The sequence below is a fragment of the Arthrobacter sp. Dra40 genome, assembly GCF_059091905.1.
Window position 1 is genome coordinate 19213 of record NZ_JBNHHB010000014.1, and the last position, 23168, is coordinate 42380.

The following is a 23168-nucleotide window of genomic DNA, read 5'->3' on the forward strand; positions in this document are numbered from 1 at the left end:
TGGTTGCCGCCCGGACAAAGATAAAGTGTGGCGAGAGGAGTCCTGTTATGAGTAATGTGGACAGCTTCGGTTCCAAAGGCGTCTTGAACGTCGCCGGTGCCGAATACGAAATTTTCCGGCTGAGTTCAGTAGAAGGTGCCGAGAGCCTTCCGTTCAGCCTCAAGGTCCTGCTGGAGAACCTGCTCCGCACCGAAGATGGTGCGAACATCACCGCGGACCACGTCCGCGCCTTGGCCGGTTGGAATCCCGACGCGGAGCCAGACACCGAAATCCAGTTCACCCCCGCCCGCGTGATCATGCAGGACTTCACCGGTGTTCCCTGCGTCGTGGACCTGGCTACCATGCGCGAGGCCGTCAAGGACCTCGGCGGAGATCCGAAGCGCGTGAACCCGCTGGCTCCCGCCGAGCTGGTCATCGACCACTCGGTCCAGATCGATGTGTTCGGCAACGCCGGCGCGCTGGAACGCAACATGGAGATCGAATACCAGCGCAACGGTGAGCGCTACCAGTTCCTGCGCTGGGGCCAGACCGCGTTTGAGGACTTCAAGGTTGTCCCGCCGGGAACCGGCATCGTGCACCAGGTCAACATCGAGTACCTGGCCCGCACCATCATGACCCGCGAGGTCGACGGCAAGCTCCGCGCCTACCCGGACACCCTGGTGGGCACCGACTCGCACACCACCATGGTCAACGGCCTGGGCGTGCTCGGCTGGGGCGTCGGCGGCATCGAGGCCGAGGCAGCCATGCTGGGCCAGCCGGTCTCCATGCTGATCCCGCGCGTCGTCGGCTTCAAGCTGACCGGCTCCATTCCGGCCGGCGCCACCGCCACGGACGTGGTGCTGACCATCACCGAAATGCTGCGCAAGCACGGCGTGGTGGGCAAGTTCGTCGAATTCTACGGTGAAGGTGTGGCAGCGGTGCCGCTGGCCAACCGTGCCACCATCGGCAACATGAGCCCGGAATTCGGCTCCACCGCCGCCATGTTCCCGATCGACGACGTGACCCTCGATTACCTGCGCCTGACCGGCCGCTCGGAGGAAAACGTCGCCCTGGTCGAGGCCTACACCAAGGAGCAGGGCCTCTGGCACGACCCGTCCCACGAACTGAAGTTCTCCGAGTACCTCGAGCTGGACCTGTCCACCGTGGTGCCGTCCATCGCCGGACCGAAGCGCCCGCAGGACCGGATCGAACTGACCACGGCCAAGCACCAGTTCCGCAAGGACCTGCAGAACTACGTGGTTTCGGACAACGAAGACGCCCTGGACGAGGCGCTCGAGGAGTCCTTCCCGGCGTCGGACGTCCCGGCCATGACGTCCACGGTCCGCCACGCTGCTGCCCTGGCCGCCGCCGGGCAGGCTGGCGACCGTCCCTCCGGCGGTTCGGCTGCCCAGGGACGTCACGTTGCACTGCCCAGCGACGGCCGCCCCTCCAAGCGAGTGCACGTCACCATGGAAGACGGACGTGAGTTCGAGCTGGACCACGGTGCGGTCTCGATCGCATCGATCACTTCCTGCACGAACACCTCCAACCCCTCGGTGATGCTGGCTGCGGCCGTGCTGGCGCGCAACGCGGTGGAAAAGGGCCTGGCGTCCAAGCCGTGGGTCAAGACCTCCATTGCCCCCGGGTCCAAGGTCGTCACCGACTACTACGAACAGTCCGGCCTGATCCCGTACTTGGAGAAGCTCGGCTTCTTCGTGGTCGGCTACGGCTGCGCCACCTGCATCGGCAACTCCGGCCCGCTGGAGCCCGAAATCTCGCAGGCCATTCAGGACAATGACCTCTCCATCACCTCGGTGCTGTCCGGCAACCGCAACTTCGAAGGCCGGATCAACCCGGACGTCAAGATGAACTATTTGGCGTCCCCGCCGCTGGTCGTCGCTTACGCACTGGCCGGCACCATGGACTTCGACTTCGAGAAGCAGCCGCTGGGCCAGGACCCGGAGGGCAACGACGTGTTCCTGAAGGACATCTGGCCGAACCCGGTCGAGGTCCAGCAGGTGATCGACTCCTCGATCAACAAGGAAATGTTCACCAAGGGCTACGAAGGTGTGTTCGAGGGCGACGACCGCTGGAAGGCGCTGCAGACCCCCGAGGGCGACACCTTCGCCTGGGACCCGAACTCCACCTACGTGCGGAAGCCACCGTACTTCGAAGGCATGAGCGCGCAGCCGGAGCCGGTCCAGGACATCAGCGGTGCCCGCGTGCTGGCCAAGCTGGGCGACTCGGTCACCACCGACCACATCTCCCCGGCAGGTTCCTTCAAGTCGGACAGCCCGGCAGGTCGCTACCTGCTGGAGAACGGCGTGGAGCGCAAGGACTTCAACTCCTACGGTTCCCGCCGTGGCAACCACGAAGTGATGATCCGCGGCACCTTCGCCAACATCCGGCTGCGCAACCAGCTGCTGGACAACGTGGAGGGCGGCTTCACCCGCGACTTCAGCCAGACCGGTGGTCCGCAGGCGTACATCTACGACGCGGCGATGAACTACCAGGCCGCCGGCACTCCGCTGGTGGTGCTGGCAGGCAAGGAATACGGCTCCGGTTCGTCCCGCGACTGGGCTGCCAAGGGCACCGCGCTGCTGGGTGTCAAGGCGGTCATCGCCGAAAGCTTCGAGCGCATCCACCGCTCGAACCTGATTGGCATGGGCGTACTCCCGCTGCAGTTCCCGGCGGGCGAGTCCGCCGCATCGCTGGGCCTCACCGGAACGGAGACCTTCTCCATCTCGGGTGTTACCGCCCTGAACGAGGGCACCACGCCGAAGACGCTGAAGGTCACTGCCACCGCGGAGGACGGCTCCACCAAGAGCTTCGACGCCGTGGTGCGCATCGACACGCCAGGCGAAGCCGACTACTACCGCAATGGCGGCATTCTGCAGTACGTGCTGCGCCAGATTTCGGCCAGCTAATCACTGCATAGCGCGTCACAGGGGCGGGCGTCCGGGCAACCGGGTGCCCGCCCTTTGGCATGCACGGAAAGGCCCCTCGACGCCGGCGCCGTGGCAGATCTGCAGACCAGCGGGCAATCCAACCGTGGCGCAGCCCGGCATCCGTGTGTGCACCCTCGCACCGGCGGAACGCGAGGTGACGGATGGATGGCGGTAAGATAAACCGACGCTTTGTGAAGGAAAGGACCTGCTCTGTGGGATTGCTCGAGACCATCCGCGAGCCGCGCGACCTCCGCCGGATCGACTTGGTCCAGTTGCAGGACCTGGCCCAGGAGATCCGCCAGTTCCTGATCACCAACGTCGCACAGACCGGCGGGCATCTGGGCCCGAACCTTGGTGTGGTCGAGCTGACCCTGGGCATCCACCGGGTGTTTAACTCCCCGCACGACAGCATCGTTTTTGACACCGGCCACCAGTCCTACGTGCACAAGTTGGTCACCGGACGGCAGGACTTTGGGACGCTGCGGCAGCAGGACGGCCTCGCAGGCTACCCGGACCGCGCTGAGTCAGCCCATGACATCGTGGAAAGCTCGCACGCGTCGTCGTCGTTGTCTTGGGCAGACGGAATTTCCCGTGCCCGCCAGCTGACCGGCGAAGGTGACCGCTACGTCGTCGCCGTGGTGGGCGACGGCGCCCTGACCGGCGGCATGGCCTGGGAAGCCGTGAACAACATCGCCGCGGACCGGGACCGGCGCGTGGTGATCGTGGTCAATGACAACGGCCGCTCCTACGCGCCGACCATCGGGGGACTGGCCGACCAGCTGGCCGCCCTGCGCCGGACCACCATCGACAGGGTCCGCACCCACCGCGCCTACGAAGGCACGCTCAACTGGTGGAAACAGAAGCTGCAGTCGGGCGGGCCGGTGGGCCAGTTCGCGTACAAGAGCCTGCACGCCACCAAGAAGGGCATCAAGGACTGGTGGGCGCCGCAGGGCCTGTTCGAAGACCTCGGCATGAAGTACATCGGCCCCATCGACGGGCACGACCTGGAGGCCGTCGAGGCGGCACTGTCACAGGCCAAGAACTACAGCGGTCCGGTGATTGTCCACGCGATGACCGAGAAGGGCCGCGGCTATGCGCCAGCCCGCGCCCACGAGGCGGACCAGTTCCACGCCGTGGGCGTGATCGATCCGGAGACCGGCGAGCCGGTTGAATTCGGCGGCCGGAAGTCGTGGACCTCCGTCTTCGCGGACGAGATCGCCGACATTGCCGACGAACGCCGGGACATCGTCGGCATCACCGGAGCCATGCTGATTCCGGTGGGCCTGCAGAAGTTCGCGTCCAAGCATCCGGAGCGCGTCTTCGACGTCGGGATTGCGGAGCAGCATGCGCTGACCAGCGCCGCCGGAATGGCCTACGGCGGGCTGCATCCGGTGGTGGCCCTCTACGCCACCTTCCTGAACCGCGCCTTCGACCAGCTGCTGATGGACGTGGCGCTGCACAAGGCCGGCGTCACCGTGGTGCTGGACCGTGCCGGGGTCACCGGGCCGGACGGGCCCAGCCACCACGGCATGTGGGACATGGCGCTGCTGCAGATTGTGCCCGGCCTGCATCTGGCCGCGCCGCGGGACGCTGCCCGGCTGAAGGAAGAACTGCGCGAGGCGGTGGCCGTCAGCGACGCGCCCACGGTGGTCCGGTTCTCCAAGGGATCCGTGGGCCCGGACGTGGAGGCCATCGAGCGGCTCAAGGACGGCGTGGACGTCCTCGCCCGCCGGCCATCCGACGGCAGCCTGCCGATGGACAACGACGTGCTGATCGTTAGCGTGGGCGCCATGAGCGAACTGGCGCTGGATGTCTCCAATCGCCTGGGCGCTCAGGGCATCAGCTCCACCGTGGTGGACCCCCGCTGGGTGCTGCCGGTAGCGCCGTCTCTGATTGGACTTGCCGCCCGGCACCGGATCGTCGTCGTGATTGAAGACGGCGTGCGCGCCGGCGGGGTAGGTTCCCGGATCCGCCAGGAAATGCGGGCGGCCGGCGTGGACACGGCGCTGAACGAAGTGGGGCTGCCGGTCGAGTTCCTGGCCCACGGCACCCGCGCCGAGGTGCTGGAACGCGTCGGCCTGACCGCGCAGCAGGTTGCCCAGGACACCGTCGCGCAGGTGCTGGGTACCAAGGTGCCGTTCGCCCGCCCGCTGCCCGGTCAGGAATTGCCGACCGGCCAGATTCCCAAGATCCAGTGACCGGGCGCATCCCGGCCCAGGCTCAGCCTGGCGAGATGGTGGTGTTTCGCAACTGGAAGTACGACGGCGGTGCCCACTGGCTGGTGCCCGGCACCTACCTGGGGGCGGACAATTTCGGCGACTGGATCTTCCAGCCCGCCGGCTCCCTGGTGGCCCGGCCCGGAGTCGCCTTTTTCGCCGCCTCCGACGCCGTGCAGTTCCTGCCCCGCGAGGGCGACTACGTGGCAACGTTCTACGACGAGACCTACCCCGGCGACTTCCGCATCTACATTGACCTGGCCACCGGCATCCGGGTGGATCCGCTCCTTCCGGCCGGCTGGGAAGTCCAGCTCACGGACATGGACCTTGACGTGATCCGGACCGCCGGCGGCCGCGTGTACATCGACGACGAGGACGAATTCGCCGAACACCGCGTGACGATGGACTATCCGGAAGCGCTGGCCGCACGGATGCAGGCCAGCTGCCGCGCGCTCTACGAGCAAGTATTGGCACAAGCCGCGCCGTTCGACGGAACGGCCCTGACGTGGTTTAACAAAGGACGGACATGAGTTTCCTTCGGGTCTACAAGAAGAACGACGACGGCGGGCTGGTCTTCCGGGAGGCCTGGTTCGACGAAGACTACGGCCAGTTCGTGGTCAACCACGGGACGGTCGGGCACCAGAGCACCGCACAGGACACCAAGAACGTCACGGCGGAGGCCGCCGAATCACTGATGGACGCCTTTGCCGCCCAATGTGCCGAGGACGGTTACGCAGAGCTTGCGCCGGGGGAGCAGTCTTGGGTGGTGGCTCAGTACGCTCTGAAGACCGCAGCCGGCGGCGACCGCGATCGCTACCTGGAGGACAAGGCCAAGCGCACCATCACGGAGTACTTCGCTTGGCGCGGGCTCGGCACCGTGGAAAAGACCGAGTTCGTCCCGCACAAGCTCAACATCTATGTCATGGCCCCCGACGCGGCCAAGGCCGTGGCGGGCCTCAAAGTCTGCCTCCGTGAAGCCAAGCTGGACTACACCAAGCTCTGCATCGGCGTCGCGCCCCACGACAACCTGGCGGCCGTGAAGCAAAAGCATCCGCTGCCGGCCAAGACAGCCTTCAGCCTGGACTGACGCGGGCTGCTGGCGCCTAGCCGGGCTGACGCGGGCACTGGCCAACTTGCCGGGCGGCGCTATTTCGGATCTGCCGGAACAATGCCGGCGGCCAGCGCCACCTGGCGGTAGGCCGCGGCCAGACTGGCGACGTTATGGTGGGCATTGAGGCCACTGGGGTTCGGCACCGCCCAGAGCTCGGCTCCGCCAATGCTTTCCGGCTGGCGGCCCAGCTGGGCCTTCGGCCGCCCAAAGCCCACCCGGTAGGCACTGATCCCTGCCACCGCCACCACCCGCGGGCCGAGCGCTTCGATCAACTCCTCGAGCCGCAGTGCACCCGCCCGCAGTTCGTCGGGCCCCAATTCGTCCGCCCTAGCCGTGGCCCGCGGGACAATATTGGTGATGCCCACGCCGCGGGCGATCAGATGCTCGCGGTCCTCCTCCGTCATCCCGTCGCCGGCGCGGATCAGGTGGTCGGTGATGCCGGCGGCGGCGAGGGCAGGATAGAACCGGTTGCCGGGCCGGGCGAAGTGCGAGCCGGTGGCGGCCGACCACAGGCCGGGGTTGATGCCCACGAACAGCAGGCGCAGCCCGGGGCCTAGGAGATCGGGGACGAGTGCGTCCTGGAACGTGAGCAGTTCAGTCCTGGTGAAGGCCATCCAATCACTCTTTCACACGGGCGGGCCAAGGCGCCCAGTCCTAGCGGCCGGCTGCGTTGCTGTGGCTGGTGTAAAGCGTCCGGCGACGAAGCCGCCAAGGAAACTCGGGGTCATGTAGGAGGCGAACACGGCGGCTGCGATCAGGGGGCTGCGCGAGCCGAGATTGTCGGCGGCAATGGAGGGGCCGAGAGTCCCTGCAAGTACACCTATGGGCAGGGACTCCCACACTGAAGAAGATGCACGTTAACTGGTGGTATGACCAATTGGACTCCCGAGGAGCTGCGGAGTATCGGCTCCACCGACGAATTTCATCTCCCCGTTCCGCGCGGACGGAACCACGTACGGCACCCCGACCTGGATCTGGTCAGTCGTCGTCGATGGCTCTGTGTACGTCCGCGCCTACAACGGCACCTCATCCCGCTGGTACGGCTCGGCCGCGTCGCTGCGCGCCGGCCGCATCATGGCCGGCGGCATCCGACGTGACGTCGCGTTCATCCCCACCGATGAGGACCAAGCGCTGAACGATCGGATCGATGACGCCTACCGGGCTAAGTAGGCGGACAGCCCATATCTGCCGCCCATGCTCACTGACCGGGTCCGTGCCGCCACCCTGCGCATCGACCCCCGCTGAGGTAGGTAAGCCAAAGGCCCGGCACCCCACGAAGAGGGGCACCGGGCCTCGGCTGCGGTCCTACAGTCAGGACCAGCTGGGTTAGTCGGTTCCGGCGTCGAACGCTGCGCGGTCCAGCGCCTCGTCGGCTGCACGGCCGGCCGCGTCCAGCGCGGCGGTGTCCGCGATCTCGCTGGCCCCACCGGCCTCCAGCGCGCCGACCAGTTCGGCGGTCGGTCCGCCCACCAGCCCCAGCGCGGCGTACTGCTCCAGCCGGGAACGGGAATCGGCGATGTCCAAGTTGCGCATGGTCAGCTGGCCGATGCGGTCCAGCGGGCCGAAGGCGGCGTCGCCGACGCGCTCCATGGACAGCTTGTCCGGGTGGTAGCTGAGCGAAGGCCCGGTGGTGTCCAGAATGGTGTAGTCCTCGCCGCGGCGCAGGCGCAGGGTGACCTCGCCGGTGACCGCGGAGCCCACCCACTTCTGCAGTGATTCGCGCAGCATCAGCGCCTGCGGGTCCAGCCAGCGGCCCTCGTACATCAGGCGGCCCAGGCGGCGGCCTTCCGCGTGATAGTTCGCCACGGTGTCTTCGTTGTGGATGGCATTGAGCAGCCGCTCGTAGGCGATGTGCAGCAGCGCCATGCCCGGCGCTTCGTAGATGCCGCGAGACTTGGCCTCGATGATCCGGTTCTCGATCTGGTCGGACATGCCCAGGCCGTGCCGGCCGCCGATGAGGTTGGCCTCGTTGACCAGGGCGACGGCGTCGGCGAACTCGGTGCCGTTGATGGCCACCGGGCGGCCAGCCTCGAAGCGAATGGAAACGTCTTCAGTGGCGATCTCGACGTCTTCGCGCCAGAATGCCACGCCCATGATTGGCTCGACTGCTTCCAGGCTGGTGCCCAAATGCTCCAAGGTCTTGGCCTCGTGCGTGGCGCCCCAGATGTTGGCGTCGGTGCTGTACGCCTTTTCGGCGGAGTCGCGGTACGGGAAGTTGTGCGCGGTCAGCCACTCGGACATCTCCTGGCGGCCGCCCAGTTCGGAGACGAAGTGCGGGTCCAACCACGGCTTGTAGATGCGCAGCCGCGGGTGGGCCAGCAGGCCGTAGCGGTAGAAGCGCTCGATGTCGTTGCCCTTGTAGGTGGAGCCGTCGCCCCAGATATCCACGCCGTCTTCACGCATCGCGCGCACCAGCAGCGTGCCGGTCACGGCACGGCCCAGCGGGGTGGTGTTGAAGTAGGAGCGTCCGCCGCTGCGGATGTGGAAGGCGCCGCAGGCCAACGCGGCCAAGCCTTCCTCAACCAACGCCGGCTTGCAATCCACCAAGCGGGAGATATCGGCACCGTACTCGGCGGCGCGGCCGGGCACCGCGTCAATGTCGGGCTCGTCGTACTGGCCGAGGTCGGCCGTGTAGGTGCAGGGCACGGCTCCGCCGTCGCGCATCCACGCAACCGCAACGGACGTATCAAGTCCACCAGAGAAGGCGATGCCGACGCGTTCGCCGACGGGAAGGGAAGTCAGAACTTTGGCCATGGTTTCGATCATATGTGCAGCGGTACCTAAAGGCAGAAGCGGCAACGCCGACGGCGCCTGCGTGACGTGCCGGAAATCACTGGCACGCGCTCCCCGGGTAGGATTTGAGGCGGGCCATAAACCTCAAGGGAGAAGGATGTATCGATGGAATACCGCCGTCTTGGCAAGTCCGGACTGACCGTCTCCGCCGTGGGGCTCGGCTGCAACAACCTGGGCCGCTCGAACACTCCCACCGAGACCCAAGAGGGCACGGACGCCGTGGTCAACGCCGCGCTCGACGCCGGTGTGACCCTTTTCGATGTCGCCGACACCTATGGGAAGACCCCCGGTCTGAGCGAGGAATTCTTGGGCAAGGCGCTAGGCGCCCGCCGCGACGACGTGGTGGTGGCCACCAAGTTCGGAATGGACATGCGCGGTGCCAACGGCGAGGACTTCGGCGCACGCGGCTCTCGGCGCTACATCGTCAAGGCCGCCGAAGCGTCCCTGCGCCGGCTGGGCACGGACTGGATCGACCTCTACCAGTTCCATACGCCGGACCCGCTGACGCCGATCGAGGAGACCTTGTCCGCCTTGGATGACCTGGTCCGCGCCGGCAAGGTGCGCTACATCGGCCATTCCAACCGCGCCGGCTGGCAGATCGCCGAGGCCGAGTTCACGGCCCGGATGGGTGGCTACACGCCGTTTGTCTCCAGCCAGAACCATTACAACCTGCTGGACCGCCGGGCGGAACTCGAAGTCACGCCCGCTGCCGAAGCGTACGGACTGGGCGTGCTGCCGTACTTCCCGCTGGCCAACGGTCTGCTGACGGGCAAGTACAAGGACGGGAAGGCGCCGGAGGGCAGCCGGCTGACGCACTCGCGCACCAACCTGCTCAAGGATGCCGACTGGGAGCAGCTGGGCGCGTTCTCACGCTTTGCCGCCGACCGCGGGCTGCAGGAGATCGAGGTGGCGTTCTCTTGGCTGGCCTCCCGTCCCTCCGTGGCGTCGGTCATCGCCGGTGCCACCAAACCGGAGCAGATCCGGCAGAACGCCGAATCGGCAGGCTGGCAGCCCACGGACGAAGACCTCGCCGAGCTGGACGGGATTTTCCCCACCGTGCCCAAGGCCGCCCTGTTCTAACAGCCGCTGCCGCTGGAGCGGCAGGAGCGGCTGGAGCGGGTCGGCACCAAACTTACTGATGCCTCCTTGTGTTACGCCACCCGCAGCATGACGGGCGTAACACAAGCACCGGCCGCCCGGGCAGGGCAAGATGGGTCCAACGGCGGCCGCAAAGTCGCGGGCGCCGACCTACCGTTGCATGACCGACCGTTCAACGCACTCAGCAGCGCGTGCGTCGTCCAAGGGTGTCTGCCGTGACGAAAGTGAAGTCCATGAGCCAACTGACCGACCTGCTCGCTTCCCTGTCCACCGGACGTATCGAGCTGATCGACCTGACCAACAAGCTCTCCGCCCAGACGCCCACGCTGCGGCTGCCGGACCCGTTCGCCAACCTGATTGACTTCAGCCTCGAGGAGATCGCGGCGTATGACGACCGCGGCCCCATGTGGAAGCACCAGAACATTCACACCGGCGAGCACATCGGCACGCACATCGATGCGCCCATCCACTGGGCCACCGGCCGCGAGGGCGACGACGTGGCCCAGTTGCCGTTGCCACGGCTGGTGGGCCCCGCCGTCGTGCTTGATTTCTCCGCCGAAGCCGCCGCGGACCCGGACTTCCTGCTGGACGTCCACCACGTCCAGGCGTGGGAAGAGCAGCACGGCGCCATCCCGGATAACGCGTGGGTACTCTTCCGCACCGGCTGGGATGCCTATGCCCAGGACCAGGAGCAGTTCCTCAACACGGACGACGCCGGTTCCCACACCCCGGGGTTCACCGTTGAGTGCGCGCGGTGGCTGGCCGAGGAGACGAAGATTTCCGGTGTTGGCGTGGAGACGGTCGGCATCGATGCCGGCAATGCCGGTGCGCTGGATCCGATCTTCCCAATGCACCACTACCTGATGGGCAACAACAAGTACGGCATCACCTCGTTGCAGAACCTGGCGCAGCTGCCCACCACCGGCGCCGTGATCGTGGTGGCGCCGCTGCCGATCGTCGGCGGCACGGGCAGTCCCGCCCGCATCTTCGCCATGGTCGAGCGTTAAGGGCAGGCAGTTCCGCCTTTCGCCCAACCCACGTTCCGCCTTCAGCTTCACGTATCCCGAAAGAGAGTGCCCGCATGCACGCGCCCCCCACTATCGCCGAGCTAATCGGCCAGACCTTGGCCGGGATCGGCGCCGGACACGCCTTCGGCGTGGTGGGGAGCGGCAATTTCGCGGTCACTAATGCGCTCAAGGCCGCCGGCGTGCCGTTCACCGCCAGCCGGCATGAAGGCGGGGCCGCCTCCATGGCGGACGCGTACTCCAGAATGTCCGGCAGGCTCGGCATCGTTTCCGTGCACCAAGGCTGCGGGTTGACCAACGCCGCCACCGGCATCGGCGAGGCGGCTAAGTCCCGCACCCCGATGCTGGTGTTGGCCGCCGAAACCGCCGGTTCAGCGGTCCGCTCCAACTTCGCCATGGACCAGCCGGGCTTTGCCCGCAGCGTGGGCGCGGTATCCGAGCGGGTACACTCAGCGGCCAGCGCCGTCGCGGACACTGTCCGGGCCTACCGCACGGCCGTGAATGAACGCCGCACCGTGGTGCTGAACCTGCCGCTGGACGTGCAGGCCCAGCCGGCACCTGCAGCCGCGGAGGCCGTCCCGGCCGGCACCGTCCCCGCCCTGCAACCGGTTCGGCCGGCGCCTGCCGCCGCCGAAGCCCTCGCCGACCTGGTCGCCGCCGCGGAACGGCCGGTCTTCGTGGCTGGTCGCGGTGCGCGCGAGGCTGGCGACCAGCTGCGGGCACTGGCGGCCCATGCCGGCGCGCTGCTGGCGACGTCTGCCGTGGCCAAGGGATTGTTCAACTGCGAGGCGTTCTCGCTGGGCATCTCCGGCGGCTTCTCCTCCCCGGTGGCCGCGGAGCTGATTTCGGACGCCGACCTGATTGTTGGTTTCGGCTGCACGCTGAACATGTGGACCATGCGCCAGGGCGCCTTGATCGGTCCCGGCGCCAGGGTGGCTCAGGTGGACGTGGAGGACTCCGCGCTCGGTGCCAACCGGCCGGTGGATCTCGGCGTCCTGGGGGACAGCGGGCAGACGGCCGATGCCGTGCTGGGCATCCTTCGCGGACGGGGCCCCGCTGCCGCCAAGTACCGGACCGGGCCGGTCCGGGAGCGCATCCGCGCCGGCGTCCGCTGGCAGGATGTTCCCGTCGCGGACCTGTCGACCGAGGACCGGATCGACCCGCGGCTGCTGACCGCCCGGCTGGACCAACTGCTGCCGGCCGACCGCATCGTTTCCATCGATTCCGGCAACTTCATGGGCTATCCCAGCCAGTACCTGGACGTGCCCGACGAGTTCGGCTTCTGCTTCACCCAGGCGTTCCAGTCCATCGGCCTAGGCCTGGCCACCTCGATTGGCGCCGCGCTGGCCCGGCCGGACAGGCTGCCCGTCCTCGGCACCGGCGACGGCGGCTTCCTGATGTCCATTGCGGAGCTGGAGACCGCCGTGCGGCTCGGCCTGCCGCTGGTGGTGATCGTCTATAACGACGCCGCCTACAGCGCCGAAGTGCACCACTTCGGCAACAACGACGACGGCGGTGCCCCCGTCGACCTGTCAACGGTCACCTTCCCCGACACGGACATCGCCGCGATTGCCCGCGGCTTCGGCGCCGACGGAATTACCGTGCGGACACTGGATGACCTCGCCGGTGTGTCCGGCTGGCTGGCGTCCTCGTCCGCCCGTCCCTTGGTCATCGACGCCAAGATCGCCTCCGACGGCGGCTCCTGGTGGCTGGCCGAGGCGTTCAAGGGGCACTGACGGATTCAGACGGTGACGGTGATCCAGTCGCCGTCGATGGCGGCCGAGTACCGGGGGAGCGGCGCTGGTGCAGGACCGCCGGTAACCGTGCCGTCGTCGAGCGCGAAGGTGGAGTTGTGGCACGGACAGACGAATTCGCTGTCCGTGGCGTTCACGGCGCAGCCTTGGTGGGTGCACGCCGCGCTGTACGCAAGCACCGTCGTCTCATCGGGACGGTAGACGAGGATCTTCTGCCCATTAGCTTCACCGCTGGCGCTTCCGCCAACCGGTACGTCGCTGAGCTTGCCGACGCGGGTCGGTGTGCCATCGGTGGCGACAGGCGCAGCGGGAGCGCCTTGCGCGCCGGTGAAGTCCTGAAAAGGGGAGCAAGCCGTCAGCGCGCCCACGGAACCAGCGGCGGTAGTGACGGTCAGTATGGCTCGGCGCGACGGCAGGGAAGAAGTCATGTCCGTTATTGTTCCGGATGTTCCTTGGATCTTTCTAACCGAACCGCAGGAGCCGCTGGAACAGCACAGCATTCACACGGTGACGGTGATCCAGTTGCCGTCGATGGCGGCGGCAAAGCGTTGCAGCGGTCTCGTTGCTGGCCCGTCCATCACCGAGCCGTCCTGAGCACTGTACACAGAGCCATGGCAGGGGCAATGGAATTCGGCAGCGGCCGGCGCCACCGTGCAGCCTTGATGCGTGCAGGTGGCGCTGAATGCCTCCACCGTTTTCTCATCCAGGCGGTAGACCAGCACTTTGTTTCCGTTGGCCTCGCCACTGGCGCTGTCGCCGACAGCAACATCCGCTAGCTTCAGGACCTGCACGGGTGTGCCGCCGGAAGCAACCGGCGCCTGCCCTCCGGATTGGCCGCTGTCCCCTGTAGCGGATTGACCGCTGCCGCCTGTCGATGGGGCGCAGGCAGCCAGGACACAGGCAGAGCAGGCCGCCGCGGAAACGCCGAGCAGCGAGCGTCTGCTTGGACTGGCATCAAGACTCATGGGCCGACCTTCCCAAACGGAGCTTGCCGAAACCTGACTAGTGACGGCGGGATGTTCCGTGGAGAGTGGGCTGCTGCCCGTGAAGAGGGCAGTATGTGAAGGCGCCTCGGCCCCGGCGTACCCCGCCGTCATCCATAAAGACGCGTTTGTCGGTCGGGAAGTTCAATGCCGGTGCCTTGCTCAATCGGCATGCATCGCCGAAAGGAGTACTACTGTTCCTAATTGGAGTCTTCGTACCGGTACACATACGGCAATCTCCTGATCTCCCTTATGCCCATGGCGACCCCGATGGGCATAGAACGATTGCCGCTACAGATATTAGGACATGGTCTTGAGTTGGATTCGGCAGCAAGAGAACGGGTATTAGGATCATTGCGGCCGTACCCACAACTATCTGAATGGACCAATAGATTCTGCTTCGCCTCACCTGCGGATGAACCCAGGGCTTCATGAGTACCCGTTACCTTCCAGCTGTCCTCATTTGGAGACTTGAGGCAGAGTATAGCGGCTGGTCCTTGTGCCGCTCCGCTGGTGCTCCGCGGACTTCTAGGGAGTCCGCGGATTAGGGACGTACCAGCAGGTTCTTGGGAGGCTGGCGCCATCCGTCGGCTAGATCTTCACTCGCGTCATAACCATCGGTGGTCAGCTTAGCCTTTACACCCATGCTTCCCGCTTCGACAGGGCTTAGGGCGACGTTGCCGCTGCAACTGGAGGACCTCTGCTCTCCCTCCAGTTAATGGACAACAACCAAACACACCCCGTCGGCCGGCAGTTTCTTTGAACGCACTGGGGAATCGGCCGGCTTATCTGACCGTGCTGCATAGAGCGCGTAGTCGCTCTGCGTGGTGTCTCGTGCTATGCCCAGGGCTTCGGCGTCACCGGGGAAGGCATCAGCCGAACCTGCCGGAGCTTTCAGAGCAGATACCCCATACTTCGGCTCACTGCTGCAGCCAGCCAAATGCCAGGAGTACGACAACACCAGCTGTGAGTTTGGCCAAAGTGCGCATGATGTCCTTGTCTTGCCATCTGTAATGACGTTTGTCTCACGCTAACCTTGGGACTGAACGCATTGGAGGACTGCGACGTTGCGAAGCAATAACTTCTGAACCCCATGGCGATGAAACCACCCAACCGTGGCGCCGCTGCGCTGGCGCTATGCGACCCCCGCTGAGTGGGATTACTACAGTCCCCGCACCAGCAGGTTCTTGTGCAAGTAGCGCCAGCCTTCGATTAGGTCCTTGCTTGCGTTGTAGCCGTTGTGTGCGAGCTTTGCCTCCAGAAGATCGTCAGGTCCATCAAGTTCTGTGGCTACGTAAGGGGTGGGGGCGCTGCATCCCCTGGCTTCTGTACCTATTTCAGACGTAGAGGCGATGATTACGCACAGGCGGCCGTCCTCGGGGTTGACGGGCACCAAAGAATAGAATTTGTACTCGCCTTCTTCCGCGAGCAACTGCTTGTTTGATGATTGGACCGGCACGTTCTTGGAATCGCTGGCACCGGCCTGAGTCGAACCTGCGGAAACAGCCGGCCCGGTGCTCGGTCCATTGGTGCAGCCAGCCAGCGCCAGCTGTCAGTTTGGTCAGTGTCCGCATCATGCCCCTGTCTCCGGTGTAGCAACGTTTGTCCCACGCTAACGGTGGTCCCACAGGAATGAGGCAGGTCGAACGTTGCGAAGCAATAACTTCCTAGACCGCAGCTGCTTAGCCATGGCCGCGTCGCTGGAGCTACACGGCCCCTTATTCAGACCTCTGGTTCTGTCTCTTCTCGAGCCGTGACCGTACGGCTTGCACGAATGCGGCGGCCGCCAGCGCGGCCACGCCGGCACCCATCAGCGGGCGGGCAAGCCAATCCTGGTAAACGAATCCATCCTCGATTGCCACGACATGGCCCACGGCTGCGCTGACCACCGCTGCCGGGTACCACGAGGCCAGCGCCGTAGCGCCGAACGCAGCCAGGGCCCTTGTGGTTCGGGAAGCATGCCGCGGCCTGCCGAGCAGCCACACTAGACCCACCGTCAGGGACGTCCAGACAACAAACGAAACGACGATGCCCATGATCGAACCGGATTGGAGGGACCGGTAGGAATCCAGGACCCCGAACCCGGTGTTCGTTACGGCCACCAGGTGGTTCGAGACGGCGCCGATGCACCACGCGGCGCCGGCCGCACAACCAGCCCAGCGCCAGGCCGACACGCCGGATTCGCTGGACGGTGCTGTCACTCCATCCAGTCGCACTTGAACCGGCTGTCGCCGGTACTTGTCGTGGCTGGCCATAGACGTATCTTCGCCCAAGCCACACACAGGCCCAAACATGGCCGCTCCGCTGGAGCCGCCCGGTTTGAACACTGGTGTACTTCGCATGGCTCTCGGATACTCCGCTGAGGCGCGAGACTTCCTTCGTTATGCGAGTCCGGCGGGCCAGAAACGCCATTAATCCAGACGACAGCACCAGCGGCGAACAGAATGTGTCATATCAAGCTTGACGGGGTCGCGTAGCGCCAGCAGAGCGGCCCGCTGATGATCTACGCATTCCAAACGGGGCGGGCGCCACCGCCACTCCTCGTTTACTTCTTCCTCTTACGATCTGCCTGAGGCCAAAGCCGCCAAAGAGATCAGCAAAAGGACCATACCTAACGCGGTGGCCCATGACCCGACGTTGCCCTGGGCTGCGAGGACCAGGGTCCACACAAGCAAGACTCCGACGGTTGGGGCGTAAATCCAACGGAAAGATGCGCACTGTTCCCTCTGCTTTCATGAGGGTATGGACTGCTTGGCGCTAGGCTACCCGCATGGGAACGAGCCGATCGGTAGGTTCGGCGCTTTGACGCAAAAACAAGCGCTGCTCTTGGCTGTTGTTTGGATGGTCGGCGGTATTGCTACCGCTGTGCTGCGCCTGGCGAACGGTGAGCCCCTTCTCGTCAGCCTGCTCATTTCTTCAGGATTTTTTGTCGCCGGCGGACTCATGTTGGTGGCGTGGCGCATTGCCAAGAGCCGCGCCGAAAGAAACCGGCCCTAATTTCTTACCAAGAGACGGCGATCAAGAATTGGTCAACGATCAACAGCGACGAAACGACCAGCCGCACAGACGATGCAGAGCACACCGACCAAACCCAGGGAAAGCAGCGCTTTCCGCTGGGGCCGTAACGGTTCCCCTTCCCGCCGTGGCCGCGCAATGTTGTAAACGGCTGAGCCCATGTTCAGAGCCACACCGATGATGAGGAGCATCATTGCCTGCTGCTTGCATGGACTCATCCTCGCAGCGCAAGCTTGGGGAGACCGTATCGTGGGCTCATGGATGGCACGCTCGCGGCAGGACTACGCCCACCAGTGAAGGTCGCCTTGGCCCGCGCAGTGGAAAAATGCCCGGCCCCAACGCGATGCCCGGCGGGACCTGGTACGAGCCCAAATGGGACGGGTATCGCGCGGTCGTCAGCCGTGACGGGGATGAGACGTCCATCTGGTCCCGGCAAGGCAAGAACCTCTCCCGGTACTTCCCGGACCTGGTCGAGGCGACGGGGGAGCAGTTGCCGCCCGGCTGCCTGCTCGATGGGGAGGCCGTGATCTGGTCGGGGGAGCGGCTGGACTTCTCTGCCCTGCAGCAACGTCTGAGCACCTCAGCGAAAGCGATGCCCGGACTGGTGCGCCGGGTGCCGGCCCACTTCGTGGCCTTCGACCTGCTCGCCGTCGCCGGGCACGACATCCGCAACGAGCCGTTGCGGGTCCGGCGACAACTGCTCGAAGCTCGCCAAAGACTGGGACGAAACCCTCGAATTATCCCCAGGCACCGCCGACCCGGACACCGCCGCCACCTGGTTCGTAGAACTGCCCGCCACCGGCATTGAAGGGCTCGTCATTAAAGGTTCCGACCAACCTTACGAGGGAGGACAGCGGCAGTGGCAAAAAATCAAGCACCGCGACACTGTTGACGTTGTTTGTGCGGCAGTCATCGGTCCGCTTACGCGGCCCGAGGCCATCGTCGCCGGGCTGCCTATCGAAGGGGAACTGCGCATCGTCGGACGCTCTGCGCCGTTGAAACCGGCGGCCGCGGAACTGTTGGGATCCCAGTTGAAGGCAGCCGGCCCGGATCATCCCTGACCCACCGGGTGAAATCCACGACCATGGACCGGTTCAATGCCGACGCCGGCGAAACCGAGCTGACCCTCGTGGAGCCGCTCGTCGTCGAAGTATCAGCCGACACCGCGATCACCGGAATATCCTTCCGGCACGCCGTACGCTTTCTCCGGGCCAGACCGGAACTGGACCCGGAATCTGTGACCCCGCAGGTAGGCTGAAGAAAACCGGTAGATAACGACTCCCATGACACTCTGGTCCCGGCCAAAAGGAACTCCTAGATCATCGGTCCGTTCGGAGTATTAGCTCTCCTGCTGCCGCCACAGGAGGCATGCCTCAGGCACAGTAAAACCCTCTGGAACAAATAAACCGGCCATCACGCACCGGTTTGAAGGGGAAGGCCCTGGCCGCGTGGAGCATCGTTGGGGGAACGTGTGCGGGCGGCCAGAGCCTTCCAAGGTTCCGGGCCGGACCAAGACAGGTTTGGGGGAAACCATCATCAACAGCTCCGGAACTACAAAGGACCCTACACGAGACAGATGAAACCTTCATCCCCTTGCCGCCGGTCTCGGGTCATGAGTCATCGACGCGGACCCCGTACGGTCCGAAGCGGTCATCTACGAGCGGGCTGTGGGGCACCCGTACCGGGGCCACACCCACAGGTTACTTGGCTTGGTCCCCATCTCGGGCGTCCCTCTGACGCTCCTCGTATGCTTTGAACCCGACCCCTGCAGCAAAGTAGGTCACGATAAGCGTAGGCACTCCGATAACGAGCAGGGTCCTCACACATTGTCGGTCAGGATCGCAATAATCGTGGCCACCGCGTACAGAACAGCCAGGACTATCCGGATCTGGGTCTTCTTCATCGGCGGTTTCCCCGTTCATCTCCCCACTTGAACTGCTCTTTGAAACACTAAGGCTCCGGCAATGTCGTACATAAGGTCAGCTGCCGCGCCAGTGCGGACACGGCAGTGGATCCGGGGGGCTGTTACGGCGGCCTTGGCAAGTAGCTATGGTTAGGCCATGACAGGCAACGGTCCGCGCAACGCTTGGTTGCGGATGACAGACCGGATGGGCCTGACCGAACCTGGGGTCAAACCGGCGAGGCCCAGCCCGCGCGTCCTGCTGTTCTCAGTCGTCCTGTGGTTCGTGTCGGCTCTGGCCTGGTTCGTGATGGTCATGCAAACGGAGGGCGGAATCCAGGTTTTGTACGTAGTCCTGGTTTTGACTTCACTCACATCGAGCGTGGCCAACTTCGTGATGCTGCGCCAGTCCGGGAAGAACGGGGACGGCTCAAGGGCGGATCGGACGGGCCAATAGGCCCACATGATTGCGGGGCCGGCGATGTATGCCATGTCGCACCCGAGGGAGGAAGGCGAGCCTCTCGGCCCTGAACGAAAGGCCTTGATCGGCCTGGGTGCGGTTGGAGGGCTCTGCACCGTAGCGGCAGCCAGCCTTTTCGTGACGGGCTCTCGTTGAGCGGTGGGCTACTTCCGGCCAACTTTGTACATGGCCTCCCCAAAGTATCTGGAAGCCGCCGGAATTCGGGCTCTCCGAATTTTGGTGGTTCCGGTATCCAGCTCGGTCAGACGTGCCATTGTAACGATATCCGGCGCTTGTAGTTATGGTGATTCACCTCTTGGTCCACCTGGCCACGCCAGCCGGACGATGCGCACGTATGCCTTGTTGAGAGCGTTGCGGGCGGACGATGCGTCCGCCGCGTTTACAACGCGAGAACTACCGGGTCGGCTTCTAAAGGCCCTCCGCAGCGTTCTGTCCCGCCGACACGGGTCCAATTCAACTCGACTTGTTCCTCTGCCAAAGACGCTCCCGTTGCTTGTGAGAGCACGGAGCGTAATGGTGTCGGGAGTTAACAGGGCGCTGATGGCCAAGGTGCGGTCATCGATGCGTGTGGAATGGTAGAGGGACGGCTCGAATGTAGCAGCAGGGACGGAACTCGAATGGGCCGGGCTATCGAGGTCAAAGGGCCTGCAGGAATCGATAGGGTCGCCTTGGAGTTCCGTCGGCGTGGAGCACTCGCCCTCAGGACAAGCCTGAACCTCACTGACCAGGCGCGTGTCCCCATCCAATGCAACTGAGAGGCTGCTTGACCACGCGCCTGACGGGGCGTTAGGAGACCTGAACGCCATCTAAAGAAGATGTCTAACGGCCCACGGCTTTATCTCCGCGCAGGATCATCACGCTGCTGGCAGCCGTCATCACCGTTTTGCCGTCTGACGCACGTCGGACCTGGCATTCATAGTGCACGACCGTCCGTCCCACATGTGTTGGGTATGCCGCGGCGATCAACTCTCCGGACCATGCTGGCCTCAGGAAGGTTGCATTGAGGTTCATGCTTGTGAAGGATTCCCCGGTTTGTATTGTGGTTGAGCACGCCGTGCCGATCGCGGCATCAGCCAGTTCAGTGAGGAACCCACCGTGGATGGTGCCCTGCTGATTGCCGTGCTTCTCTACATCTGCAACGGTGGCAAGTGTGGCAGTGCCTTCCCCGACCGAGAGGATCGTGAAGCCCAACAGCTCTGAAATTGCCGTCGGGTAGCGCAGGTGCGTTCTCTGCCCCGGTTGCAAGGTATCGCTGATGAAGTGCTTCAGGTAGTCGAGAACCGCCAGTTCCTCTACAGGTGAGCTTTCATGGTCTCGTGTTCCTGGCTCGCTGATCTGCATGCGTTCCTGGTCTGCTGTTTCTGTCATGGGTCGGACCTCTGGATCTTCGCTAGTAATTCTGGATAAGAGTTGTTGGGCGACAGACGGCGGCGCGAAGCTGCCGGTGCCGGCAAGTCAGGGTGCGGCCCTGGCCGAATAGCGTGGATTTACCCCGTAGTCGCCGCGGCCGGCTTCAGTGCTGATGCATAGCCGGTTGCCTTGGGCATCAGTGGCCACTACCCACATGGGCGCGTGTTCATCATCGAGTGTCGCACCAACGCATGCCAGAGCATCGAGAGTCGAGGCGCTTTCGCTGAAGGGGACTGTGACGTCCAGGTGAAAACGATTCACACTCGGACTCTGGGACTCTTGAAACCAGATGGCCGGCCCCCTGCCATAGGGGTCGGTCAGGCTTCCGTCTCCCTGCATCTTGTAGCCCAGTGCAGTTCGCCAGACTTCCGAAATGGCTTCCGGGGCATCGGTGTCGATGGCTATCTCCACTGTGCGCAAGAGTTCCGGGAGAGGCATGACATCGGTGGCTCGGGCCTGCTTCGATATCGAGCGCGCCAGCGTCACGTCACGCGCCGTCACCCTGTCTCCGGCGTCGTGCGAAGTGAGCGTGATGAACAATGTGTCGTACCGCCAGTCCACATCAGGGTGGTGGCCGGACTCCTGGGCCAGCCCACCAATGGTGGAAAGCAAGTCCAAGGCAGCTGCGGATGATCCACATCTAAATGCGGTCCGCAAAGCACCCAGACCGTAGCGCCATTCCGGCAACTGGATCAGATTTGCTTGGATTTGCTCCTGGTTCAGAACATCGGTTGCTGGCATAGTTTTCTCCTTCGCGTTTGGAGTTGTCGGCTGTGCTGCCGGGCTCTCCGAACTTAGGCAAGTTCCGGTATTCAGCTCGGTCAGGGCGTCCTTTTGTCACGATATCCGGAGCCTAGCCTGTAGTTATGGTGATTCACTCTTCTTGGTCCACCGGGCCATCGCTGGCTGGACGATGCGCACGTAGGCGTTGTTGAGGGGCGTCGAGGGCATTGAGGACACACGATGCGGTCCGATGCATCTACGACAAGAGAACTGCCGGTTCGGCTTGTAAGGGCTCTCCACGGTGCTCGGTCCCACCGACACGGGTCCACTTCAACTCGACGTGAGCGTTGAAACACTGACCCGCACAATCACCGCTGATCACCGGGAAGTCGTCGCTGTCCCCGGTCTTCCCGCCGATGACCTAACCGGCGACTGGTATCACTGGATGGAATCCCTCGAAGAGACCGTTTGGCCAGCAATGCCGAACTGGGGATCCACCGGCTTGGACGGCGTCCGTGGCCGCTGATCATCCTGGCCGTCGCCCGCGCCGGGGACGAAACCGGGGAACCGTGCCTGCTTCCGGAGGACGCTTGTATCGTGGGGTCATGGGACGCGAGGCTGCCGGCCGGTTTGCTCCCGCCGGTCAAGGTGGCGCTGGCCCGCGCAGTGGACAAGATGCCGGGCCCCGGCGCGCTGCCGGGAGGCGCGTGGTACGAGCCCAAATGGGACGGGTATCGCGCGGTCGTCAGCCGTGACGGGGATGAGACGTCCATCTGGTCCAGGCAAGGCAAGAACCTCTCCCGGTACTTCCCGGACCTGGTCGAGGCGACGGGGGAGCAGTTGCCGCCCGGCTGCCTGCTCGATGGGGAGGCAGTGATCTGGTCGGGGGAGCGGCTGGACTTCTCTGCCCTGCAGCAACGCCTGGGCGCGTCAGCGAAAGCGATGCCCGGGCTGGTGCGCCGGGTGCCGGCCCACTTCGTGGCCTTCGACCTGCTCGCCGTCGCCGGGCACGACATCCGCAACGAGCCGTTCCGGGTCCGGCGGGCACTGTTTGAAGAGCTCGCCAAAGACTGGGACGAAACCCTCGAACTGTCCCCGGGCACCAGCGACCCGGACACCGCAGCGACCTGGTTTGAAGAACTGCCCGCTACCGGCATCGAAGGACTCGTCATCAAAGGCGCCGGCCAACCGTACGTGGGAGGGCAGCGGCAATGGCTGAAAATCAAGCACCGCGACACCGTTGACGTTGTATGTGCGGCAGTCATCGGTCCCCTTGCCCGGCCCGAGGCCATCGTAGCCGGACTGCCCATTGACGGGGAACTGCGCATCGTCGGGCGCTCCGCGCCGCTGAAAACGGCGGCCGCGAAACTGCTGGGGTTTCAGTTGAAGGCAGCCGACCCGGGCCATCCCTGGCCGCACCGGGTGAAATCCACGGTCATGGACCGGTTTAACGCCGACGCCGGCGGAACCGAGCTGACCCTGGTGGAACCGCTCGTCGTCGAAGTGTCAGCCGACACCGCGATGTCCGGGGGGCATCCTTCCGGCACGCCGTGCGCTTCCTGCGGGCCAGGCCGGAGCTGGATCCGGAATCGGTCACCCCATACAAAATGCGGGAATGCCGGATAGAGAGTAATGGCCATGGCCAGCCGTGAGATTGACCTGCCCCGATGACTACCGAGATCTTTTACTTCGGCTCAACCGCTCCCGGAACCACCGAGCAAAGGGCAGATGT

General features: G+C 64.7%; 21 protein-coding genes. 13 read left to right on the plus strand and 8 right to left on the minus strand.

What is annotated here, in order from left to right; translation table 11 throughout:
* Positions 1-47: 47 nt before the first annotated feature.
* From AC5RWT_RS09235 to AC5RWT_RS09250, 4 genes are all read left to right on the plus strand, one after another.
* Complete coding sequence (locus AC5RWT_RS09235) at positions 48-2906, plus strand: aconitate hydratase (RefSeq protein WP_494079998.1); 2859 nt, start codon at positions 48-50, stop codon at positions 2904-2906.
* A gap of 233 nt (positions 2907-3139) precedes the next feature.
* The gene (gene dxs / locus AC5RWT_RS09240; RefSeq protein WP_494079999.1) at positions 3140-5125 is read left to right on the plus strand and encodes a 1-deoxy-D-xylulose-5-phosphate synthase; all 1986 of its coding nucleotides are present in this window, start codon (positions 3140-3142) and stop codon (positions 5123-5125) included.
* A gap of 35 nt (positions 5126-5160) precedes the next feature.
* On the plus strand, positions 5161-5673 hold the full coding sequence (locus AC5RWT_RS09245) for a DUF402 domain-containing protein (RefSeq protein WP_494080000.1): 513 nt from the start codon (positions 5161-5163) through the stop codon (positions 5671-5673).
* Positions 5670-6230, plus strand: coding sequence for a hypothetical protein (locus AC5RWT_RS09250; protein ID WP_494080001.1), 561 nt, complete (start codon positions 5670-5672; stop codon positions 6228-6230). Before AC5RWT_RS09245 ends, AC5RWT_RS09250 begins: the two co-directional genes overlap by 4 nt.
* 59 nt (positions 6231-6289) lie before the next feature.
* Here the strand turns inward: AC5RWT_RS09250 and AC5RWT_RS09255 are convergent, their stop codons facing one another.
* Positions 6290-6868, minus strand: coding sequence for a mismatch-specific DNA-glycosylase (locus tag AC5RWT_RS09255; RefSeq protein ID WP_494080002.1), 579 nt, complete (start codon positions 6866-6868; stop codon positions 6290-6292).
* A 358-nt stretch (positions 6869-7226) separates the two neighbouring features.
* On the opposite strand from AC5RWT_RS09255, the gene AC5RWT_RS09260 reads away from it, so the two are divergent.
* The gene (locus AC5RWT_RS09260; RefSeq protein ID WP_494080048.1) at positions 7227-7424 is read left to right on the plus strand and encodes a DUF2255 family protein; all 198 of its coding nucleotides are present in this window, start codon (positions 7227-7229) and stop codon (positions 7422-7424) included.
* Positions 7425-7580: 156 nt separating this feature from the next.
* Here the strand turns inward: AC5RWT_RS09260 and argG are convergent, their stop codons facing one another.
* Positions 7581-9008, minus strand: coding sequence for an argininosuccinate synthase (gene argG / locus AC5RWT_RS09265; protein WP_494080003.1), 1428 nt, complete (start codon positions 9006-9008; stop codon positions 7581-7583).
* Positions 9009-9152: 144 nt separating this feature from the next.
* On the opposite strand from argG, the gene AC5RWT_RS09270 reads away from it, so the two are divergent.
* From AC5RWT_RS09270 to AC5RWT_RS09280, 3 genes are all read left to right on the plus strand, one after another.
* Positions 9153-10127 (plus strand): aldo/keto reductase, encoded by a 975-nt coding sequence (locus AC5RWT_RS09270; RefSeq protein ID WP_494080004.1) that lies wholly within the window; start codon positions 9153-9155, stop codon positions 10125-10127.
* A 251-nt stretch (positions 10128-10378) separates the two neighbouring features.
* A complete protein-coding gene (locus tag AC5RWT_RS09275; RefSeq protein WP_494080005.1) occupies positions 10379-11152 on the plus strand; it encodes a cyclase family protein in 774 nt (257 codons plus the stop codon).
* 74 nt (positions 11153-11226) lie between these two features.
* Complete coding sequence (locus AC5RWT_RS09280) at positions 11227-12906, plus strand: thiamine pyrophosphate-binding protein (protein ID WP_494080006.1); 1680 nt, start codon at positions 11227-11229, stop codon at positions 12904-12906.
* Positions 12907-12911: 5 nt separating this feature from the next.
* On the opposite strand, the gene AC5RWT_RS09285 is transcribed toward AC5RWT_RS09280, so the two are convergent.
* The 4 genes from AC5RWT_RS09285 to AC5RWT_RS09300 all read right to left on the minus strand — a co-directional run bounded on the left by AC5RWT_RS09285 (position 12912) and on the right by AC5RWT_RS09300 (position 16162).
* Positions 12912-13352, minus strand: coding sequence for a Rieske (2Fe-2S) protein (locus AC5RWT_RS09285; protein WP_494080007.1), 441 nt, complete (start codon positions 13350-13352; stop codon positions 12912-12914).
* 72 nt (positions 13353-13424) lie between these two features.
* The gene (locus AC5RWT_RS09290; RefSeq protein WP_494080008.1) at positions 13425-13715 is read right to left on the minus strand and encodes a QcrA and Rieske domain-containing protein; all 291 of its coding nucleotides are present in this window, start codon (positions 13713-13715) and stop codon (positions 13425-13427) included.
* 1354 nt (positions 13716-15069) lie between these two features.
* Positions 15070-15366 carry a hypothetical protein gene (locus AC5RWT_RS09295; RefSeq protein ID WP_494080009.1) on the minus strand — a complete coding sequence of 99 codons (297 nt, stop codon included), beginning with the start codon at positions 15364-15366 and terminating at the stop codon, positions 15070-15072.
* A 259-nt stretch (positions 15367-15625) separates the two neighbouring features.
* Positions 15626-16162: a hypothetical protein gene (locus AC5RWT_RS09300; RefSeq protein ID WP_494080010.1), complete on the minus strand. Its 537-nt coding sequence runs from the start codon at positions 16160-16162 to the stop codon at positions 15626-15628.
* Positions 16163-16709: 547 nt separating this feature from the next.
* Here AC5RWT_RS09300 and AC5RWT_RS09305 point away from each other — a divergent pair.
* The 4 genes from AC5RWT_RS09305 (at position 16710) to AC5RWT_RS09320 (ending at position 19279) form a co-directional block, all read left to right on the plus strand.
* Positions 16710-16904, plus strand: coding sequence for a hypothetical protein (locus AC5RWT_RS09305; RefSeq protein WP_494080011.1), 195 nt, complete (start codon positions 16710-16712; stop codon positions 16902-16904).
* 343 nt (positions 16905-17247) lie between these two features.
* The gene (locus AC5RWT_RS09310; protein WP_494080012.1) at positions 17248-17730 is read left to right on the plus strand and encodes an ATP-dependent DNA ligase; all 483 of its coding nucleotides are present in this window, start codon (positions 17248-17250) and stop codon (positions 17728-17730) included.
* 276 nt (positions 17731-18006) lie between these two features.
* Positions 18007-18180: a hypothetical protein gene (locus tag AC5RWT_RS09315; protein WP_494080013.1), complete on the plus strand. Its 174-nt coding sequence runs from the start codon at positions 18007-18009 to the stop codon at positions 18178-18180.
* 802 nt (positions 18181-18982) lie between these two features.
* Positions 18983-19279: a hypothetical protein gene (locus tag AC5RWT_RS09320; RefSeq protein ID WP_494080014.1), complete on the plus strand. Its 297-nt coding sequence runs from the start codon at positions 18983-18985 to the stop codon at positions 19277-19279.
* Between the two features lie 843 nt (positions 19280-20122).
* Here AC5RWT_RS09320 and AC5RWT_RS09325 read toward each other — a convergent pair.
* Positions 20123-20671, minus strand: a complete 549-nt coding sequence (locus AC5RWT_RS09325) for a PaaI family thioesterase (RefSeq protein WP_494080015.1) — start codon at positions 20669-20671, stop codon at positions 20123-20125.
* An 87-nt stretch (positions 20672-20758) separates the two neighbouring features.
* Positions 20759-21454 (minus strand): 4a-hydroxytetrahydrobiopterin dehydratase, encoded by a 696-nt coding sequence (locus AC5RWT_RS09330; RefSeq protein WP_494080016.1) that lies wholly within the window; start codon positions 21452-21454, stop codon positions 20759-20761.
* A gap of 450 nt (positions 21455-21904) precedes the next feature.
* Between AC5RWT_RS09330 and AC5RWT_RS09335 the strand changes: the two genes are divergently transcribed.
* Positions 21905-23062 (plus strand): ATP-dependent DNA ligase, encoded by a 1158-nt coding sequence (locus AC5RWT_RS09335; protein ID WP_494080017.1) that lies wholly within the window; start codon positions 21905-21907, stop codon positions 23060-23062.
* Positions 23063-23168: the final 106 nt, after the last annotated feature.

Bases quoted from the DNA above. Each gene is read 5' to 3' on its own strand.
- AC5RWT_RS09325 (WP_494080015.1), bottom strand. From the start codon at position 20,671: ATGACAGAAACAGCAGACCAGGAACGCATGCAGATCAGCGAGCCAGGA.
- AC5RWT_RS09315 (WP_494080013.1), top strand. From the start codon at position 18,007: ATGGACCGGTTCAATGCCGACGCCGGCGAAACCGAGCTGACCCTCGTG.
- argG (WP_494080003.1), bottom strand. From the start codon at position 9,008: ATGGCCAAAGTTCTGACTTCCCTTCCCGTCGGCGAACGCGTCGGCATC.
- AC5RWT_RS09275 (WP_494080005.1), top strand. From the start codon at position 10,379: ATGAGCCAACTGACCGACCTGCTCGCTTCCCTGTCCACCGGACGTATC.
- AC5RWT_RS09310 (WP_494080012.1), top strand. From the start codon at position 17,248: ATGCCCGGCCCCAACGCGATGCCCGGCGGGACCTGGTACGAGCCCAAA.
- AC5RWT_RS09330 (WP_494080016.1), bottom strand. From the start codon at position 21,454: ATGCCAGCAACCGATGTTCTGAACCAGGAGCAAATCCAAGCAAATCTG.
- AC5RWT_RS09255 (WP_494080002.1), bottom strand. From the start codon at position 6,868: ATGGCCTTCACCAGGACTGAACTGCTCACGTTCCAGGACGCACTCGTC.
- AC5RWT_RS09320 (WP_494080014.1), top strand. From the start codon at position 18,983: ATGACAGGCAACGGTCCGCGCAACGCTTGGTTGCGGATGACAGACCGG.
- AC5RWT_RS09300 (WP_494080010.1), bottom strand. From the start codon at position 16,162: ATGGCCAGCCACGACAAGTACCGGCGACAGCCGGTTCAAGTGCGACTG.
- AC5RWT_RS09285 (WP_494080007.1), bottom strand. From the start codon at position 13,352: ATGACTTCTTCCCTGCCGTCGCGCCGAGCCATACTGACCGTCACTACC.
- AC5RWT_RS09280 (WP_494080006.1), top strand. From the start codon at position 11,227: ATGCACGCGCCCCCCACTATCGCCGAGCTAATCGGCCAGACCTTGGCC.
- AC5RWT_RS09235 (WP_494079998.1), top strand. From the start codon at position 48: ATGAGTAATGTGGACAGCTTCGGTTCCAAAGGCGTCTTGAACGTCGCC.
- AC5RWT_RS09245 (WP_494080000.1), top strand. From the start codon at position 5,161: ATGGTGGTGTTTCGCAACTGGAAGTACGACGGCGGTGCCCACTGGCTG.
- AC5RWT_RS09250 (WP_494080001.1), top strand. From the start codon at position 5,670: ATGAGTTTCCTTCGGGTCTACAAGAAGAACGACGACGGCGGGCTGGTC.
- AC5RWT_RS09270 (WP_494080004.1), top strand. From the start codon at position 9,153: ATGGAATACCGCCGTCTTGGCAAGTCCGGACTGACCGTCTCCGCCGTG.